General features: G+C 75.5%; 18 protein-coding genes. 8 read left to right on the top strand and 10 right to left on the bottom strand.

The genetic code is table 11. The features are described from left to right. Positions 1-98: 98 nt before the first annotated feature. Positions 99-2681 carry a lysylphosphatidylglycerol synthase transmembrane domain-containing protein gene (locus tag E4A51_RS09125; RefSeq protein WP_070320183.1) on the bottom strand — a complete coding sequence of 861 codons (2583 nt, stop codon included), beginning with the start codon at positions 2679-2681 and terminating at the stop codon, positions 99-101. Between the two features lie 158 nt (positions 2682-2839). Between E4A51_RS09125 and E4A51_RS09120 the strand changes: the two genes are divergently transcribed. Together E4A51_RS09120 and E4A51_RS09115 are read left to right on the top strand one after the other, a co-directional pair. Then, the gene (locus E4A51_RS09120) at positions 2840-3070 is read left to right on the top strand and encodes a hypothetical protein (protein WP_370297492.1); all 231 of its coding nucleotides are present in this window, start codon (positions 2840-2842) and stop codon (positions 3068-3070) included. Positions 3071-3196: 126 nt separating this feature from the next. Next, entirely contained in the window at positions 3197-3784 is a 588-nt protein-coding gene (locus tag E4A51_RS09115) for an HdeD family acid-resistance protein (RefSeq protein WP_046529572.1), read from the top strand. Positions 3785-3803: 19 nt separating this feature from the next. Here the strand turns inward: E4A51_RS09115 and E4A51_RS09110 are convergent, their stop codons facing one another. Further along, complete coding sequence (locus tag E4A51_RS09110) at positions 3804-4544, bottom strand: CPBP family intramembrane glutamic endopeptidase (protein ID WP_046530935.1); 741 nt, start codon at positions 4542-4544, stop codon at positions 3804-3806. A 360-nt stretch (positions 4545-4904) separates the two neighbouring features. On the opposite strand from E4A51_RS09110, the gene E4A51_RS09105 reads away from it, so the two are divergent. From E4A51_RS09105 to E4A51_RS09090, 4 genes are read left to right on the top strand one after another with little or no spacing between them, the layout of a single operon-like run. Beyond that, a complete protein-coding gene (locus tag E4A51_RS09105; RefSeq protein ID WP_134851548.1) occupies positions 4905-5546 on the top strand; it encodes a hypothetical protein in 642 nt (213 codons plus the stop codon). After that, positions 5543-5845 (top strand): transcriptional regulator, encoded by a 303-nt coding sequence (locus tag E4A51_RS09100; RefSeq protein WP_134851547.1) that lies wholly within the window; start codon positions 5543-5545, stop codon positions 5843-5845. The genes E4A51_RS09105 and E4A51_RS09100 overlap by 4 nt, the downstream gene beginning before the upstream one ends. After that, positions 5845-6843 (top strand): ABC transporter ATP-binding protein, encoded by a 999-nt coding sequence (locus tag E4A51_RS09095; protein WP_134851546.1) that lies wholly within the window; start codon positions 5845-5847, stop codon positions 6841-6843. Before E4A51_RS09100 ends, E4A51_RS09095 begins: the two co-directional genes overlap by 1 nt. Then, on the top strand, positions 6840-7643 hold the full coding sequence (locus tag E4A51_RS09090) for an ABC transporter permease (RefSeq protein ID WP_062101443.1): 804 nt from the start codon (positions 6840-6842) through the stop codon (positions 7641-7643). Before E4A51_RS09095 ends, E4A51_RS09090 begins: the two co-directional genes overlap by 4 nt. Before the next feature lie 119 nt (positions 7644-7762). Here the strand turns inward: E4A51_RS09090 and E4A51_RS09085 are convergent, their stop codons facing one another. The 7 genes from E4A51_RS09085 to E4A51_RS09055 form a co-directional block, all read right to left on the bottom strand. After that, on the bottom strand, positions 7763-8038 hold the full coding sequence (locus E4A51_RS09085; RefSeq protein WP_134851545.1) for a hypothetical protein: 276 nt from the start codon (positions 8036-8038) through the stop codon (positions 7763-7765). Continuing rightward, positions 8035-8994 carry an SPFH domain-containing protein gene (locus E4A51_RS09080; protein ID WP_134851544.1) on the bottom strand — a complete coding sequence of 320 codons (960 nt, stop codon included), beginning with the start codon at positions 8992-8994 and terminating at the stop codon, positions 8035-8037. Before E4A51_RS09080 ends, E4A51_RS09085 begins: the two co-directional genes overlap by 4 nt. Before the next feature lie 107 nt (positions 8995-9101). After that, positions 9102-10019, bottom strand: a complete 918-nt coding sequence (locus E4A51_RS09075; RefSeq protein ID WP_062101444.1) for a cation diffusion facilitator family transporter — start codon at positions 10017-10019, stop codon at positions 9102-9104. Then, on the bottom strand, positions 10016-10381 hold the full coding sequence (locus E4A51_RS09070) for a helix-turn-helix transcriptional regulator (protein WP_134851543.1): 366 nt from the start codon (positions 10379-10381) through the stop codon (positions 10016-10018). Before E4A51_RS09070 ends, E4A51_RS09075 begins: the two co-directional genes overlap by 4 nt. Positions 10382-10484: 103 nt before the next feature. Beyond that, positions 10485-13010, bottom strand: a complete 2526-nt coding sequence (locus E4A51_RS09065) for a cation-translocating P-type ATPase (protein WP_134851784.1) — start codon at positions 13008-13010, stop codon at positions 10485-10487. 62 nt (positions 13011-13072) lie between these two features. Then, positions 13073-13303 (bottom strand): heavy-metal-associated domain-containing protein, encoded by a 231-nt coding sequence (locus E4A51_RS09060; RefSeq protein WP_134851542.1) that lies wholly within the window; start codon positions 13301-13303, stop codon positions 13073-13075. Positions 13304-13471: 168 nt separating this feature from the next. Beyond that, positions 13472-13873, bottom strand: coding sequence for a metal-sensitive transcriptional regulator (locus E4A51_RS09055; RefSeq protein ID WP_167748880.1), 402 nt, complete (start codon positions 13871-13873; stop codon positions 13472-13474). Positions 13874-13953: 80 nt separating this feature from the next. On the opposite strand from E4A51_RS09055, the gene E4A51_RS09050 reads away from it, so the two are divergent. Further along, on the top strand, positions 13954-14412 hold the full coding sequence (locus tag E4A51_RS09050) for an Rrf2 family transcriptional regulator (protein ID WP_046530933.1): 459 nt from the start codon (positions 13954-13956) through the stop codon (positions 14410-14412). A 121-nt stretch (positions 14413-14533) separates the two neighbouring features. Here E4A51_RS09050 and E4A51_RS09045 read toward each other — a convergent pair whose 3' ends face one another. Further along, complete coding sequence (locus E4A51_RS09045; RefSeq protein WP_046529561.1) at positions 14534-14947, bottom strand: NUDIX domain-containing protein; 414 nt, start codon at positions 14945-14947, stop codon at positions 14534-14536. A gap of 182 nt (positions 14948-15129) precedes the next feature. Here E4A51_RS09045 and E4A51_RS09040 point away from each other — a divergent pair, with 182 nt between their 5' ends. Next, positions 15130-16125, top strand: coding sequence for a sulfite exporter TauE/SafE family protein (locus E4A51_RS09040; RefSeq protein ID WP_082739959.1), 996 nt, complete (start codon positions 15130-15132; stop codon positions 16123-16125). Positions 16126-16234: the final 109 nt, after the last annotated feature.

Here is a 16234-nt window from a genome sequence, read left to right as displayed (position 1 = left end):
GCCGGTGCGGGGGTCGCGTCGTCCGTGGCGGGTGCCGTGCCCGTCGCCCCGCCCGGCACGAGACGATGGGCCGGGCGTCGGCCCGGTGCCCGCGCGGCTCAGAGCTCGCCGGTGCGCTGCAGGTGCCGCATCGCGATCCATCCGAGCGGGATGCGCAGCCAGTAGGTGAGCACGCGGAACAGCAGCGCGATGGTCGTCGCGACGCCGGGGTTGATGTTCGCGATGGTCGACAGGCCCGTGAGCAGCGCGAAGTCGACCGCGCCGACACCGCCCGGCGTGGGGACGATCGACCCCGCGGTGTTGCCCGTGAGGTACACGAGCGCGACCTGCACGAGCGACGCCTGCTGGCCGAGCGCCGCGAGGCACGCGTCGAACGCGAGCACGTAGCCCATCGTCATGAGGACGTTGCCGCCGACCGCGAGCACGAGCCGCCACGGCTGGCCGAGCACCTCGATGAGCCGCGGGAGGGTCTGGCGCACGGTCGGGCCGACGGTGCGCTGCACCCACGTGCGGATGCCGGGGAACAGCAGCGCGATGCCGACGCCCGCGGCGACGACGCCGAGCGCGACGAGCGCGGCGGGCGGCACCGAGAACGACGTGGGGGAGTGCAGGCCCGACGTCACGGTCAGCACGAGGAGCAGCAGCAGCGTCGTGATGAACTGGCTGACCTGCACGAGCGCGACGGTCGCTCCTGCGAGCGTCCCGCTGACGCCGCGGCGCGTGAGCATGCGCAGGTTGAGCGCCGCGGGGCCGATGCCCGCGGGTGCGGCGAGCGCGACGAACGTCGCGGCCGTCTGCACGAGGGTCGCGCGCCAGACGGACAGCTTCACGGGTGAGAACGCGACGAACGCGAGGGCGGCACCGACGAGCGTGAGCAGGCCGAGCGCGAACGCGAGCACCGAGAACCGCCAGTCGCTCTCGGCGAGGACGGGCCCGATGTCGCGGATGTTGATCGTCGTGAGGACGACGAAGACCGCCACGACCGTGAGCAGGATCGTGAGGATGGTGCGTGCACCGAACCGCACGAGCTGCTGCGGCTGCACGTCGGCCTCGGGCAGGCGTGCGACGAGCGCCGAGCGCAGCTCGGCCAGCACCTCCTTGTGCGCGCGCATCTCCTCGCGCGTGTGGCGCGGCAGCGTGACGGTCTGCAGCAGCGGGCCGATCGACTCCGTCTCGGCCGCGGGCAGGGCCGCGGCGGCGGACTCGAGCGCGCGCGTCGCGCCCACGCGCAGCGCGAGCAGCGCGACCAGCTGCGTGGTGTCCAGGCGGCGGGCGAGCTCGTTGGCGGCGACGTCGCCCTGCTCCCACGCGGTGATCCACACGCGCGGGCGGTGGGACGTGCGCTGCACCAGGATGATCTCGGAGGTCAGCGCGCGGTGCGCGATCCCGGCCTTGTGGGCGAGCCGCAGCTGCGCCCAGATCTCGCGCAGCACGTCGTCGTCGACGTCGTCGCCGTCGAGCTCGGACAGCGGGACGGCGTCGTCGGTGCCCGTCTGCAGCAGGAACATCGAGTCCTCGGCCTCGGACACGCTGAGCAGCGGAGGTGTGCGCACCCCGGCGGCGGTCGCGGCGTAGGAGAGCAGCGCGGCGCGTTCGGTGGCCTGCCGCAGGGAGAGCGCCGACCGGCCCTCGATGCCGCGCAGGCGCAGGCTCCGCCACAGCCGCGTGAGCATGCCGACGACCTGGCGGTCGCCGTCGAACACGAGCAGGTCGAGGTCGCGCCCGTCGGTCGTGGTGACGTGGTAGAGCCGGTCCGCCGACGCGCGGGCGAGCGCGCGTCGCGCCGGCGTGGCGGGGGGCAGCGCGGCCACGGCGGCCACGGTGGCGTCGTCGCGGTCGGCCTCGAGCGCGGGGTCGGGCACGCGCACGACGGTCGCGGGCTCGACGCCGGCGCGCCGGATGCCGGCCAGCAGGGCGGCGCCGTACGCGCGCTCGGGGTCGACCCCGCCGAGGTACTGCACGCCGAGACCGGCGACGCGGCCCACGAGCAGCGCGACCGCGATGCCCGGCAGCGACGCGCCCGCGGTGATGAGCACGACGCCGGTGGCGACCCACAGCAGGTTCCAGGACCAGCGCACGGTGCGGCGCCGCGTGCGGGGGCCCGCGACCGTGAGCAGCGCCGTGAGCATGGCCGAGTACTCGGGGATCGTGAGGGTCCACTCGCCGCGCAGCCGCACCGACAGGCCCTGCACGAGGGTCTGCGAGCCGAACGTGTGGAACGTCCAGTAGAGCGCGGACACGAGCAGCATGGCGCCGACCGCGGCGAGCACGGACTGCAGCAGCTGGCGCCCGAGCCGGCGGATCGCGAGCTCGGTGAGCACGGCGATCGGCACGACGACGGTCGTGAACCCGACGAGCACGTTGACGGGCACGAACAGCACGTTGCGCAGCAGGTCGGCGAAGCCCCGCACGTCCTCGGCGACGCCGGTCGTCGTGTTCTGGGCGTAGGTGGAGAGCACGACCACGAGCGCGGCGCCGACGGTCGCGAGCGCGGCGCCGAGCAGCGAGCTCGGGTGGTGCACGCGGGGCGTCCGGACGTCCTGGACGTCGACGGTGGGGCGCACGGCGCGGACGGCCGCGGTCGGCGTGGTGTCCGCGGGTGGCGTGGTCGGCGGGGTGGCCGCGTCCGGGGTGGTCGGGCCGACGGCACCGTCAGGTGCGGGCGTCGGCGTGCTCGGCATGCTGGCGAGTCTAGGCAGCGGGCCTCGCCCGGGCCTCCACCTTGCGGACGGTGTCGTGCGGTGTCACGTCCACCCGGAGGGTCAACATGTGTTGACATCCGGGTGGATGGTCGTCAACATGTGTTGACAGCGCTGCCCCGTCCGCCCGGAGGAGACCCGTGACCGAGGAGGTCGACATGTCCGCCCTGGTGAGCCACGCCGACGACGACGACCCGCTGCGCGCGCTCGGCGCGCTGGCCGGGCTGCGCCGCGAGGTCGAACGACGCGAGGCCGTCGCCGTCCGCCGTGCGCGCACCGCCGGCGCGTCCTGGGTCGCGATCGCCGCGATGCTCGGCGTCAGCAAGCAGGCCGTGCACCGCAAGTACGGCGGGCGCCGTCGCGAGGCCTGAGCGCACCGCCCGCCCCGCCGCGCTCCCCGCGCCGCTCCGCTCGCGCCGCGCTACGGTCGGCGCAGGGGTGCCGTCGCGAGCCGGTCGCGCCACCTCCCCGGGGCCGGGCCCCGCGAGGAGGACACCATGGTCGACGACGTCACCGCCGAGGTCACCCGCACGCTGCGCACCCTCTGGTGGCTGCCGGTGCTGCGCGGCGTGCTGCTGCTCCTGCTCGGCCTGCTGCTGCTCGCGCAGCCGTCCGCCTCGGTCGCGGCCATCGTCTGGCTGTTCGGCATCTTCGCGGTCGTCGACGGCGTCGTCGCGGTCGTGCAGGGCGTCGCGAACCGCGGCGTGCCGGGGTGGACCTGGTGGGTCGTCGAAGGGCTCGCCGGGCTCGCCGTCGGCGTCGTCGTGGTGCTGTGGCCCGGGCCCACCGCGCGCGTGCTGTTCTTCCTGCTCGCCGCCTGGCTGCTGGTGCTCGGCGTGATCTCGATCATCGCGGCCGTCGCCCTCTCGCGGGCGCGTGACGCCGGGTGGCACTGGCCGCTCGCGTTCGGGCTCGTGTGCACGCTGTTCGCGGTCCTGCTCGTCGCCCGGCCGCAGGTGTCCCTCGCGCTGTTCGGCGTCGTGCTGGGGCTGTTCGCGTTCGCGGGCGGCGCGCTCAACGTCGTCAGCGGGTTCGCCGTGCGGTCGGTCGTGCGCGAGCTCGGGCGGGACTCGGCCGCGGCCTGACGGCCGCCGTGGAGGGGCGTCAGCCGACGCCGACGACGGCGAGCCACGAGTCGGGCAGCAGCGTGTAGCCCACGAACGCGGCGACGTCGAGCGCGGTGTGCGCGACGACCAGCGGCATGACGCGGCGCCGTCGGCGGTAGTACTCGGCGAACACGACGCCCATGACGACGTTGCCGACGAACGGTCCCCACCCCTGGTACAGGTGGTACGAGCCGCGCAGCAGCGCGCTCGCCGCGATGATCGCCGGCGTGCCCCAGCGCAGCTCGCGCAGCCGCTCCACGAGGTAGCCGACGACGATGACCTCCTCGAGCAGCGCGTTCTGGAGCGCGGCGAGGATCAGCACCGGCACGGTCCACCACGCGGCGTTCAGGGCCGCCGCCTGCACGTCGACCGTGACCCCCAGCGCGCGTCCGGCCGCGTAGAGCCCCAGGCCGGGGATGCCGATGACGGCGGCCAGCGCCATGCCGATGCCCAGGTCGCGCAGCGGACGACGCCCGTCGAGGCCGATGCGCCGGGTCGCGGACCGGCCGTTCGCCGACAGCAGGTAGAGGGCGAGCGCGACCGGGACCAGCACGAACACGATGGACAGCAGCTGGTACGTGAGGTCGAGGTAGGGCCGCGGCGACTGGCTCGCGTTGAGCGTCGCGGTCTGCTGCGCGAGCGGCGGGCCCGCGGTCAGCTTGGCGACGAGCGACACGACCGCGTAGACGGCGGACTTGCCCAGCGACAGGCCCAGGACGATCCAGATCTCGGCGGTCAGGCGGCGGCGGACGGCGCGCTCGCCGGGTGCGGGCGCGCCGGTCCGGACGTCCGTGCGGGGGTGCGTGCCGGGCTGCGTGCGGGGCGCGGTGACCTCGCTGGTCGTCGTGCCCGCCGCGGTGCCGGTGGGCGTGCCGGTCGCGGTGCCCGGGGGTGTCGTCGGCGTCGCGTCGGGGGCCCGCTCGTCGTCGCTGTGCACGACGGCAGCGTACGGGGCGGGTCTGGGGGTGCGCTGGAGGTCGGCTGGGAGCGACGAGCTCCGTCGGTGCGCGCGCCCCGGCCTCGCCGTGCGCGCCCGACTTGACTCGAGCAGCCCCGTGCGAGCAAAGTGCTTTGCAACGCAAACTGATCGGAGCCCACCGTGACCGTCCCGCCCGTCCCCGCGGACGACGACGCCCCCCTCGACCCCCGCGCGGGCCTCGACATCGTCGCCGCGCAGGAGCGCCGCGTGCGCGACTCCGAGGTCGACGAGCGCGTGCTCTTCGGCGTCTGGGGCGCCGCGTGGGTCGTCGGCTACCTCGTCCAGTGGTGGTCCGCGAGCGGCTCGCCCACCGGCACCACGTCCGGCCCCGCCGGCGGCGTGTTCGGCCTCCTCATGGCCACCGCCATGGTCGTCACCGTCGTCCACCTCGTGCGGCGCTCGCGCGGCGTGCGCGGCACCAGCCGCACCGTCGGCGCCATGTACGGCTGGTCCTGGTTCCTCGGCTTCGCCGCGCAGAGCGCGATCGTCGCCGGCGTCGTCAACGCCGGCGCACCGCCCCGGGTGGTCGCGGTCGTCGCCAACGGCGTCGCGTGCCTCGTCGTCGGCCTGCTCTACATGGCCGGCGGCACGCTCTGGCGCGTCGGGCCGTTCTACGCGCTCGGCGTCTGGCTCGTCGTCACCGGCGCGGCCGCGAGCGTCGTCGGGATGCCCGCCGGGTACCTCGTGATGGCCGGCGCCGGCGGCGGCGGCATGCTCCTGGGCGCGGCGGTCGTCGCGGTCCGTCGCCGGAGCCACCCGTGACCGACGCCGACCTCGACCCCGTCATCCACTCGGCGTCCCGGCTGCGGGTCGTCGCCACGCTCGCCGCGCTCGACCGCGGCGACCGCATCGCCTTCCCGCGCCTGCAGAAGCTCCTCGACATGACCGCCGGCAACCTGTCCACGCACCTGCGGCGCCTCGAGGACGCCGGGTACGTCAGCCAGACCAAGACGCACGTCGGGCGCACGCCCGCCACCTACGTCGAGCTCACCCCCGCCGGGCGCACCGCGTTCGAGCGCTACACGCAGACCCTCACCGAGCTGCTCAAGGGAGCACAGTGATGACCACCGACACCGCCCCGCCGCCCGTCCTCGTCGACCGCGTGACCCGCCGCTTCGGCGACGTGACGGCGCTCGACGACGTCAGCCTGCGCGTCGACCACGGCGAGATCGTCGGCCTGCTCGGCCCCAACGGCGCCGGCAAGACGACGCTGCTCTCGCTGCTCGCGGGGCTGCGCACCCCCGACGCGGGCACCGTGCGCCTCTTCGGCGGCGACCCCCGCGACCCCGCGTCCCGCACGTCGCTCGGCACCACGCCGCAGGAGACCGGGCTGCCCGGCACGCTCAAGGTGCGCGAGGTCGTCGACTTCGTCGCCGGGCACTTCACCGACCCCATGCCGCGCGCGGAGGTGCTCGCGCGGTTCGCGCTCGAGGACCTCGCCGACCGGCAGACCGGTGCGCTGTCCGGCGGGCAGAAGCGCCGCCTCGCGGTCGGGCTCTCGCTCGTCGGCCGCCCGCGGCTCGTGCTGCTCGACGAGCCCACCACGGGCCTCGACGTCGAGGCGCGGCACGTGCTGTGGCAGGCGCTGCGCGACTACCACGCCGACGGCGCGACCGTCATCGTCACGAGCCACTACCTCGAGGAGATCGAGGCGCTCGCGCAGCGCGTCGTCGTGGTCGGCGGAGGACGGGTCGTCGCCGACGACACGCTCGCGCGCGTGCTCGACCTCGTCTCCGTCCGCCGCGTCAGCCTCACGCTGCCCGGACCGGCCGGAGCCACGCTCACCGGGCTGCCCGGCGTGCACGACGTCACCGAGGCGCCCGACCCGCGCGGCGGCGTGCGTGCCACCCTCGTCGCGGCCGACGCCGACGCGTGCGTGCGCACCCTCGTCGAGCGGGCCGTGCCGTTCCGGGACCTCGAGGTGCGCGGCGCGTCCCTCGAGGAGGCGTTCCTGTCCCTCACGTCGTCCGCGGAGCACGGCGCGTCGTCCGCCGCCGCGACCCCCGCCCCGGCGTCCGCCGCCGCGACCGACCCGACCGCCACGGAGGTGGCCCGATGAGCACGACCACCGCACCCGTCGCGTCTCGCACCGCCCCGCCCGCGCTGCGCTCCTGGGCGTCGCTCGCGTGGCTGCACGCGCGGTACCAGTTCCTCGAGACCGTGCGCGTGCCGATCGCCGTCATCGGCAACCTGCTGTTCCCGACGCTCGCGCTGCTGTTCTTCGTCATCCCGCAGGACGCGATCACGTCCGACCCGGCGATCTCGACCGCCGCCGTCGCACAGCTCGCGACGTTCGCCGTCATGTCGTCGTGCCTGTTCACGCACGGCACGGGCGTCGCCGAGGACCGTGCGCAGCCCTTCGACACGTTCGTGCGCGCGCTGCCCGCGCGGCCCGGGCCGCGGCTCGCCGGGCGCGTGCTCAACGGGCTCGTGTGGTGCTACCTCGCGCTCGTGCCGCTCGTCGTCGTCGGCGCCGTGTTCACGGCCGCGACGCTCACGCCGCTGCAGGCGCTCGGCGCGGTCGTCATGGTCGCGGCCGTCGCGGTGCCGTTCACGCTGCTCGGCATGGCGATCGGGTACGCGCTGTCCAGCAAGGCCGCGCTCGCCGTGGTCCAGTGCACGCTGTTCCCGCTCGCGTTCGCCGGCGGCCTGTTCATGCCGCCCGAGGTCTTCCCGCGCTGGCTCGACGCACTGTCGCAGGCGCTGCCGTCGCGGGCCGCGCGCGACCTCGTCGTGCAGGTGACGTCCGGCGTCGACGCGAGCGCGCTCGCGGTGCCCGTGCTGCTCGGGTGGACCGTGGTGCTCGCGGTGCTCGCGGTCGTCGCGGTCCGCCGCGACGAGGGCCGCCGCTTCCGCTGACGCCCGCGGCGTGGCCCCACGCCGCCGAGTGCGCCAGATCGCCGTCGAGTGCGGGTGAAGCAACACCCGCACTCGGTCGCGATGTGGCGCACTCGGCGGTGTCGGTCCGCCGGTGTCGGTCAGCCCGTGCGGGGCGGGCGGCCGCGGCGCGGGGGGTCGGACGCCGCGTGGGGCATGCGCCCCGCGTCGGTGAGGGCACGGCGCAGCAGCAGGTCGATCTGCGCGTTGACGCTGCGCAGGTCGTCGGCGGCCCACCGCGCGACCGCGTCGTGCACCGCGGGGTCGAGGCGCAGCAGCACCTGCTTGCGCTCGCGGCGGGCGCGTGCGGGCGCGGCGGGCGTGGTCGCGTCGTCCGCGCCCCCGCCCGCCGCGCCCGTGCGCTCGTCGCCGGTCACGCGTACAGGCTCCCGGCGTTCACGACGGGTGTCGCGCGGGACTCGCCGCACAGCACGACCAGCAGGTTCGACACCATCGCGGCGCGCCGCTCGTCGTCGAGCTGCACGATGCCGTCGACCTCGAGCCGGCCGAGCGCGCCCTCGACCATCGACACCGCGCCCTCGACGATGCGCTCGCGGGCCGCGATGATCGCGCCGGCCTGCTGACGCTGCAGCATGGCCTGCGCGATCTCGGGGGCGTACGCGAGGTTGGAGATGCGCGCCTCGATGACCTCGATGCCCGCGATGACGACGCGCGCGGCGACCTCGGCCGCGATCTCGGCGGAGATGACGTCGGTCGCGCCGCGCAGCGACGTCTCGCCGTCGTCGGCGTGGTCGTACGGGTGGGACATCGCGACGTGGCGCAGGGCCGACTCGGACTGCACGCGCACGAAGTCGGCGTAGTCCTCGACCGCGAATGTCGCGGTGGCGGTGTCGGCGACCTGCCACACGACGATCGCGGCGATGTTGATGGGGTTGCCGTCGGCGTCGTTGACCTTGAGCTCGTTGGTCTCGAAGTTGCGCACGCGCACCGAGACGTTCTTGCGCGTCGTCAGGGGGATGGTGAGCACCAGTCCGGTGCGGCGCACGGTGCCGACGTAGCGGCCGAAGAGCTGCACGACGCGGGTCTGCCCGGGGCTGATGACGGCGAGCCCGCTGAGCAGCAGCACCGCGGCGCCGACGCACAGGGCGCCGAGGAACCCGAGCGCGTCGACGCCGCTGGCCTCGGCCTCCATGAACAGCAGGATCGCGCCGGCGACGGCGACGAGCACGAACAGCAGCGCGATGACGGCCCCGCCGGCGCCGGTGGACCACGCGGACCGCTCGGCGACGTCGACGCGGGCGCCGGCGTGGCCGACGGGACGGCCGCTGGGGTCGCCTCCGACGGACTCCTGCGGCGGGGCGGTGTCGGGCATGGGGACCTCCGGGGGACGGGCGCCGCGGCGCGCTATCAAAGTGATATCACTTTAGCAGCGCCCCGCGGCGTCCGGCACGGGACCTCCGGCCGTCACCCGTCCGGCCGTCAGGCGTGCCCGAGGAACTCGTGCGTCCGGTGCGACGCGGGCTCGATCTGGAACGTCGAGTGCGCGACCGACACCTCGAAGTGCGTCGCCAGGCACTCCTGCAGCTGGTCGAGGATCCGCGGGCCGTGCCCGTCGCCGAAGCACGAGTCGTCCACCACCACGTGCGCCGTGACCACCGGCAGGCCCGTCGCGACGAGCGACGCGTGCAGGTCGTGCACGTCGAGCACGTGGTCGACCTCGAGCAGGTGCGCGCGCACGTCGTCCAGGTCGAGCCCGGGCGGGGTCGACTCGAGCAGCACCGACGCCGTCTCGCGCAGCAGCCGCGCGGCGCGCGGCACGATCAGCACGCCGATGAGCAGGCCCGCGACCGCGTCGGCCTGCTGCCAGCCGGTCGTCGCGATGACGATCGCGGCGACGATCACGCCGACCGACCCCAGCGCGTCGTTGAGGACCTCGAGGAACGCCGCGCGCATGTTGAAGCCCGACGAGCGCCCGCCCGCGAGCACGGTGAGCGACACGACGTTGGCCACGAGGCCGATCACGCCGAACACCACGAGCTCGGTCGACGGCACCTCGGGCGGCGCCGTGAGGCGACGCACGCCCTCGACCAGCACGTACACGCCGACCGCGAGCAGCACGGCCGACTGCGCGAGCGCCGCGAGCACCTCGGCGCGGCGGTACCCCCAGGTGCGCCGCGCGGTCGCCGGGCGTCGCGTGAGCTGCGCCGCGACGAGCGCCATGAGCAGGCCCGCGGTGTCGGTGAGCATGTGCGCGGTGTCGACCAGCAGGGCGAGGCTGCCGGTGAGGTACGCGCCGACGGCCTGCGCGACCAGCACGGTCGCGGTGAGCCCGAACGCGACGGCGAGGCGCCCGCGGTGGTCGGTGCCGCCGTGCGCGTGGTCGTGGCCGTGGCTCACCGGTCGGCCCCCGCGAGGTGCGCGCACTCGTCGGGGTGCGGGCCTGCGTCGAGCAGCGACTCGGCGGCGGCGATGAGCCCGGCGAGGCGCGCGGGGTCGGCGATCGTGTAGATCGACGCGCGCCCGCGCTGCCGGACGGTGACGAGCCCGCAGTCGCGCAGGCACGCGAGGTGCGCGCTGACGGTGCTCTGCGCGAGCCCGAGGTGGTCGGTGAGCTCGCGGACCTGGTGCTCACCCGTGAACAGGTGGCGCAGCAGGGTGAGGCGTGCGGGCTCGCCCAGCGCGCGGAACAGTGCGGCCGTCGGGGCGGTGAGACCGGCGTCGGTGCTCCAGACGCCCTCATCGTCCTCAGCAGATGTCATCGTCATAGAGCGATGATAGTCCGCGGCCCCCGACGGTGTCACCACCGCCGGGGGCCGCATCCGTCACACCGCGTCAGTCACGCGGGACGTCTCGCCGTGGACGTCACGCGAAGCGACGCAGCCGCAGCGAGTTCGACACCACCAGCACCGACGAGAACGCCATCGCCGCACCCGCGATCATCGGGTTGAGCAGGCCCAGCGCCGCGAGCGGGATCGCCGCGACGTTGTACGCGAACGCCCAGAACAGGTTCTGCCGGATCACCCGCAGCGTGCGCCGCGACAGCCGGATCGCCTGCGGTGCGGACGCCAGGTCGCCGCGCACGAGCGTGAGGTCGGCCGCCTCGATCGCGACGTCGGTGCCCGTGCCCATCGCCAGGCCCAGGTCCGCCGTCGCGAGCGCCGCGGCGTCGTTCACGCCGTCGCCGACCATCGCGACGCGCGCACCGCCGGCCTGCAGTCGCTCGACCGCCGCGACCTTCTCGTCCGGCATGACCTGCGCGACGACGTCCGCGTCGGCGATCCCGACGGCGCGGGCCGTCGCGAGCGCGGCGCCCCGGTTGTCGCCCGTGAGCAGCACGGGGCGCAGGCCCAGCGCGCGCAGCTCGCGCACCGCGTCGGTCGACGTCGGCTTCACCGGGTCGCGCAGCACCAGCACGCCGCGCGCCCGGCCGTCCCACGCCGCGACCACCGCGGTCGCGCCGTCGGCCTCGGCCGCGTCGACCGCCGCCGCGACGTCGTCCGTGCGGACGCCCTGCTCCTCGAGCCAGCCGCGCCGGCCCACGAGCACGCGCCGTGCGAGTGCGACGCCGCTGTGCGCGGTGCGGACCACGCCGCTCACGCCGCGCCCCGCGTCGGCGCGGAACTCGCGCACCTCGTCGGCGCCGACCGCGACCCCGTCGGCCCCGACCCCGACGCCCGATCCCCCTGTCGCGAGAGTGCGATCCAGCCCGGTGCTCTCGGTGGGGTTGTCGGATCGCTCTGTCGCGAGAGTGCGATCCAGCCCGGTGCTCTCGGTGGGGTTGTCGGATCGCGCTCTCGTGACAGGGCGATCCGGTTCCGGTGCGGCCTCCGCGATCGCGCGGGCGATCGGGTGCTCGGCGAGCCGCTCGACCGCCGCGGCCAGCCGCCGCACCTCGTCGGCGTCCTCGCCCGCGGCCGGCACGACGTCGACCAGGGCCATGCGCCCGGCCGTGACCGTGCCGGTCTTGTCCAGCACGACGGTGTCGACGCGCCGCGTCTCCTCGAGGATCTCGGGGCCCTTGATGAGGATCCCGAGCTGCGCACCACGCCCCGTGCCGACCAGCAGCGCCGTGGGCGTCGCGAGCCCCAGCGCGCACGGGCACGCGATGATCAGCACCGCGACGGCCGCCGTGAACGCGGCCTGCACGCCGCCCCCGGTCGCGAGCCACACCACGAGCGTGCCGACCGCGATCACGAGCACGACCGGCACGAACACCGCCGAGATCCGGTCGGCGAGCCGCTGCACGGGCGCCTTGCCGGTCTGCGCGCGCGCCACGAGCCGGCCGATCTGCGCCAGGCGCGTCTCGGAGCCGACGCGCGTCGCGCGGACCACGAGGTGCCCGGACGTGTTGACGGTCGCGCCCGTGACCTCGTCGCCGGGGCCGACGTCGACGGGCACGGGCTCGCCCGTGAGCAGCGACGTGTCGACCGCGCTCGTCCCCGTCACCACGACGCCGTCGGTCGCGACCTTCTCGCCCGGGCGCACCGCGAACTCGTCGCCGACCGCGAGCCGGTCCACGGGCACGCGTCGCTCGACGCGGCCCGTGGGCCCGTCGACCAGCACCGCGACGTCCTTGGCGCCGAGGTCCAGCAGCGCGCGCAGCGCGTCGCCCGCGCGCCGGCGCGAACGGTGCTCGGCGTACCGGCCGGTGAGCAGGAACGTCACGACCACGGCCGCGACCTCGAAGTACAGCTCGGGCATCGCGGTGCCGTGGCCCGCACCCGCGGCCGGGAAGAGCGTCGGCGTCATGCGCATGCCGAGCTCGCCCGCACCGCCCAGCAGCAGCGCCCACAGCGACCACGCGGTCGCGGCGACCACGCCGATCGACACGAGCGTGTCCATGGTCGACGACCCGTGCCGCGCCGCGCGGATGGCCGCGCGGTGGAACGGCCACGCCGCCCACGTCGCGACCGGCAGCGCGAGCGCCGCGACGAGCCACTGCCAGCCGCGGAACTGCGTCGCCGGGACCATGCTCAGCACGACCACGGGGACGGTGAGCACGGCCGCGACCCGCAGGCGGCGGCGCAGGTCGGCGCCGCGCGCGTCGACGGGGGCGGACGTGTCGTCGTCGGCGTCGTGCTCCATGCCGGCGTGCTGCATGCCCGACAGCGCGTGCTCGACCTCGTCGTGCGCGCCGTGGTCGCCGGCGCCGTCGTGCGCCGCGCCCGGGGGCCCGTGGTGCACCGCGCCGGGCGCGGGGACCGGGTGCGCGTCGTACCCCGCGGCGCGCACGGCGGCCACGAGGTCGTCGACGGTCGGCGCGGGGGCGTCGTCGGTCGGGGTGATCTCGACGTGCGCGGTCTCGAGCGCGAGGTTCACCGTCGCGGTCGCGCCGGGCACGCGGTTGAGCCGCTTCTCGACGCGCGCGACGCAGGACGCGCAGGTCATGCCCTCGACCGCGAGGTCGATCCCCGCGGCCCCCACCCCGTCGGGGGCGGTCCGCGGCGCGTTCACAGCAGCGACCGCGCGGGCGTGACGGCGTACCCGGCCTCCTCGACGGCGGCCGCGACCGTGGCGTCGTCGAGCGGTGCGTCGGACGTGACGGTGACGGGGGAGGCCCCGCCGGTCACGAGCTCGACGGTGACGTCGGTGACGCCGGGCAGCGCGGTGAGCTCCTCGGTGACGTGCTTGACGCAGTTGCCGCAGGTCATGCCGTCGACGCGGAACGTGGTGGTGGCCATGGTGGTGCTCCTTCGGTGCGGGTGTCCGGTGCGGCGGGGGCCTGCGCGAGCGGGCGGGGGCGGCCGGGGCGACGCGGACGGCGGGTGGGTGGCGCGGCCCCGGGTGGGGAGCCGTGCCGCGGGACGTGTCGCGGGGGCCCCGTGAGGGCCGTCGCGAGGTGGGGTGGGTCAGCTGCGCACGAGGCGCGCGATCGCGGCGGAGGCCTCGCGGACCTTCTCGGCGCCCGCCTCGGGGGACTGCCGCGCCGCGTCGACGACGCAGTGGCCGAGGTGGTCCTCGACGAGGCCGATGCTCACGGCCTGCAGCGCCTTGGTGACGGCGGCGACCTGCGTGAGGACGTCGATGCAGTAGACGTCCTCGTCGACCATCCGGGCGATGCCGCGGACCTGGCCCTCGATGCGGCGCAGGCGGCGCAGGTACTCGGCCTTGGCGGGCGAGTACCCGTAGGTCGCGTGGTCGTGCACGTGGTCGTGCACGTGGTCGTGCACGGCGGCGTCCGCGGGGGGTGCGAGCGCGGGCGCGTCGGCGTCGGGGGTGTCGTGCGTGACGGGTGCCGTCTCGGTGGACATGCGTCAATCATACCCCTGGGGGGTATCTTCGCCAGGGTGTTCGCGCCCGGCGGACGCCCCGCTCAGGGATGATCGACCCCATGCGTGTCTCGGCGAAGGCGGACTATGCGGTGCGGGCGTGCGCCGAGCTGGCCAGCAGGCCGGCGGACGACTCGGTCTCGAGCGAGGTGCTCGCCGAGGGGCAGGGCATCCCCACGAGCTTCCTCGAGCGGATCCTCGGGGACCTGCGCCGGGCCGGCGTCGTGACGAGCGTCCGTGGCCGCGCGGGTGGGTACCGGCTCGCGCGCGGCGCCGACGAGATCACGCTCGCCGAGGTCATCCGGGCCGTCGACGGCCCGCTGGTCACCGTGCGCGACGTGCGCCCGCCCGGGCTCACCTACGAGGGGTCGGCCACGGCGCTGCTCGACGTCTGGGTCGCGCTGCGGGCGTCCGTGCGCGACGTGCTCGAGGGCGTCACGCTCGCCGACGTCGTGCAGCGCGAGCTGCCCGAGCTCGTGGTCCGGCAGGCCGCGCGCGAGGACGCCTGGCTCAACCCCTGACGGGCGCGCCCGCCCCGTCACGGTGGCGCGGCGACCTCAGACGGCGCACGGCCAACCGCTGACGGTGGCGCGGCGACCCCCGACGGTCGCGCGGCAACCCCGGGCCGGGCGCCCGGCGTCGTCAGGGTCGGGGCGAGGCCTGCAGCAGGGGCAGCACGCGGTCGCGCAGCAGCGGCGCGAGGTCGGGCGGCAGCGGGGCGTCGGGGTCGAGCCAGCGCAGCTCGGCGATCTCGGCGCCGACCGCGACGGGCGCGTCGAGCGCGTGCTCGAAGACGTCGGCCTCGACCTCGAACCCGTCCTCGTTCGCCGCGGCGGCACGCAGGACGCCGAGGGGGCGCAGCGTCTCGACGCGCAGCGTGAGGCCGACCTCCTCCTGCACCTCGCGCACCGCGGTCTGCGCGGGTGTCTCGCCGGTCTCGGGCTTGCCCCCGGGGAGCATGAACCGCGACGTGCCGCGCTTGCGCACCGTCAGCACCGCGCCCGTCGCGTCCCGCAGCACCACGGCGCTGACCCTGATCACTCCCGCGGTCGTCACGGCGGACGACCCTACGCCCCGTGCCGTGCCGCCGCGCCGTCCGCTCACGAGACGGCGTCTCAGGATGCGACCGATCCTTGAAATCCCGCTAACCAGGTCGGAATTATCAGCAAGGTACGGACAACCGCCCGTGCGCGTCACCCGCTCCCGGCCTCCCCGCCGGCCGCCCCGAGGTGGTCCCCGTGCCCTCCTTGATCCTCCTGGCCCTCGTCGGCCTCGCCGCACAGCTCGTCGACGGCAGCCTCGGCATGGCCTACGGCGTCACCTCGACGACGCTCCTGCTCGCGATCGGCACCAACCCGGCCGCGGCCTCCGCCACCGTCCACCTCGCCGAGATCGGCACGACGCTCGCGTCCGGCGTCTCGCACTGGCGGTTCGGCAACGTCGACTGGAAGGTCGTCCTGCGCATCGGCGTCCCCGGCGCCGTCGGCGCGTTCGCCGGTGCGACGTTCCTGTCGAACCTCTCGACCGACGCCGCCAAGCCCGTGATGTCCCTGCTGCTGCTCGCGCTCGGCGTCTACCTGCTCGTGCGTTTCACGCTCAAGGGCCTGCGCACCGACCGCCAGCACCTGCCGCTGCGCAAGCGGTTCCTCGCGCCGCTCGGCGTGTTCGCCGGGTTCGTCGACGCCACGGGCGGTGGCGGCTGGGGCCCCGTCGGCACGCCCGCGCTGCTCGCGTCCGGGCGGCTCGAGCCCCGCAAGGTCGTCGGCTCGATCGACACGTCCGAGTTCCTCGTCGCGCTCGCCGCGAGCCTCGGCTTCCTGTTCTCGCTCGGCTCGCAGGGCATCGACTTCACGTGGGTCGCCGCGCTGCTCATCGGCGGGTTGATCGCGGCGCCCTTCGCCGCGTGGCTCGTGCGCAAGGTCCCCGGCCGCGTGCTCGGCTCGGCTGTCGGCGGCGTCATCGTGCTCACCAACACCCGCACGCTGCTGCGCTCCGACTGGGTCGGCGTCGGTGACACCCCCACCGAGGGGCTCGTGCTCGCGGCCATCGCGCTCGTGTGGGTCGCGGCCGTGACGTGGTCGGTCCGCGCCTACCGCCTCGACCTCGCAGCCGGGCGCGGCGCCGCGACGACGGCCCACGGGCCGGCGGAGGACGCGGACGCGCCCGGCACGTCGTCGCACGCCCCGCAGGCCGTCGACGCGGAGTCGGCCTCTCCGGTCGCGCCGCGCGCCTGACGCGGCACCCTCGAACGGTGGAGGGCCGGCCCGGCGCACCTGTCCGGAGCCGGGCCGGCCCTGCCACCCGCGCGCGGGCGGCCCGGATCCCGGGCCGCCCGCGTCCGCG

Origin of the sequence: Cellulomonas sp. HD19AZ1 (genome assembly GCF_004535805.1) — a bacterium.
Classification (GTDB): Bacteria; Actinomycetota; Actinomycetes; order Actinomycetales; family Cellulomonadaceae; genus Cellulomonas; species Cellulomonas iranensis.
This window is presented reverse-complemented; position numbering and strand designations above follow the sequence as displayed.

What these genes read in the sequence shown, in the direction of transcription:
- E4A51_RS09125 (WP_070320183.1), bottom strand. Translation starts at nt 2,681, where the DNA reads ATGCCGAGCACGCCGACGCCCGCACCTGACGGTGCCGTCGGCCCGACC.
- E4A51_RS09115 (WP_046529572.1), top strand. Translation starts at nt 3,197, where the DNA reads ATGGTCGACGACGTCACCGCCGAGGTCACCCGCACGCTGCGCACCCTC.
- E4A51_RS09095 (WP_134851546.1), top strand. Translation starts at nt 5,845, where the DNA reads ATGACCACCGACACCGCCCCGCCGCCCGTCCTCGTCGACCGCGTGACC.
- E4A51_RS09090 (WP_062101443.1), top strand. Translation starts at nt 6,840, where the DNA reads ATGAGCACGACCACCGCACCCGTCGCGTCTCGCACCGCCCCGCCCGCG.
- E4A51_RS09080 (WP_134851544.1), bottom strand. Translation starts at nt 8,994, where the DNA reads ATGCCCGACACCGCCCCGCCGCAGGAGTCCGTCGGAGGCGACCCCAGC.
- E4A51_RS09070 (WP_134851543.1), bottom strand. Translation starts at nt 10,381, where the DNA reads ATGACATCTGCTGAGGACGATGAGGGCGTCTGGAGCACCGACGCCGGT.
- E4A51_RS09065 (WP_134851784.1), bottom strand. Translation starts at nt 13,010, where the DNA reads ATGACCTGCGCGTCCTGCGTCGCGCGCGTCGAGAAGCGGCTCAACCGC.
- E4A51_RS09060 (WP_134851542.1), bottom strand. Translation starts at nt 13,303, where the DNA reads ATGGCCACCACCACGTTCCGCGTCGACGGCATGACCTGCGGCAACTGC.
- E4A51_RS09055 (WP_167748880.1), bottom strand. Translation starts at nt 13,873, where the DNA reads ATGTCCACCGAGACGGCACCCGTCACGCACGACACCCCCGACGCCGAC.
- E4A51_RS09050 (WP_046530933.1), top strand. Translation starts at nt 13,954, where the DNA reads ATGCGTGTCTCGGCGAAGGCGGACTATGCGGTGCGGGCGTGCGCCGAG.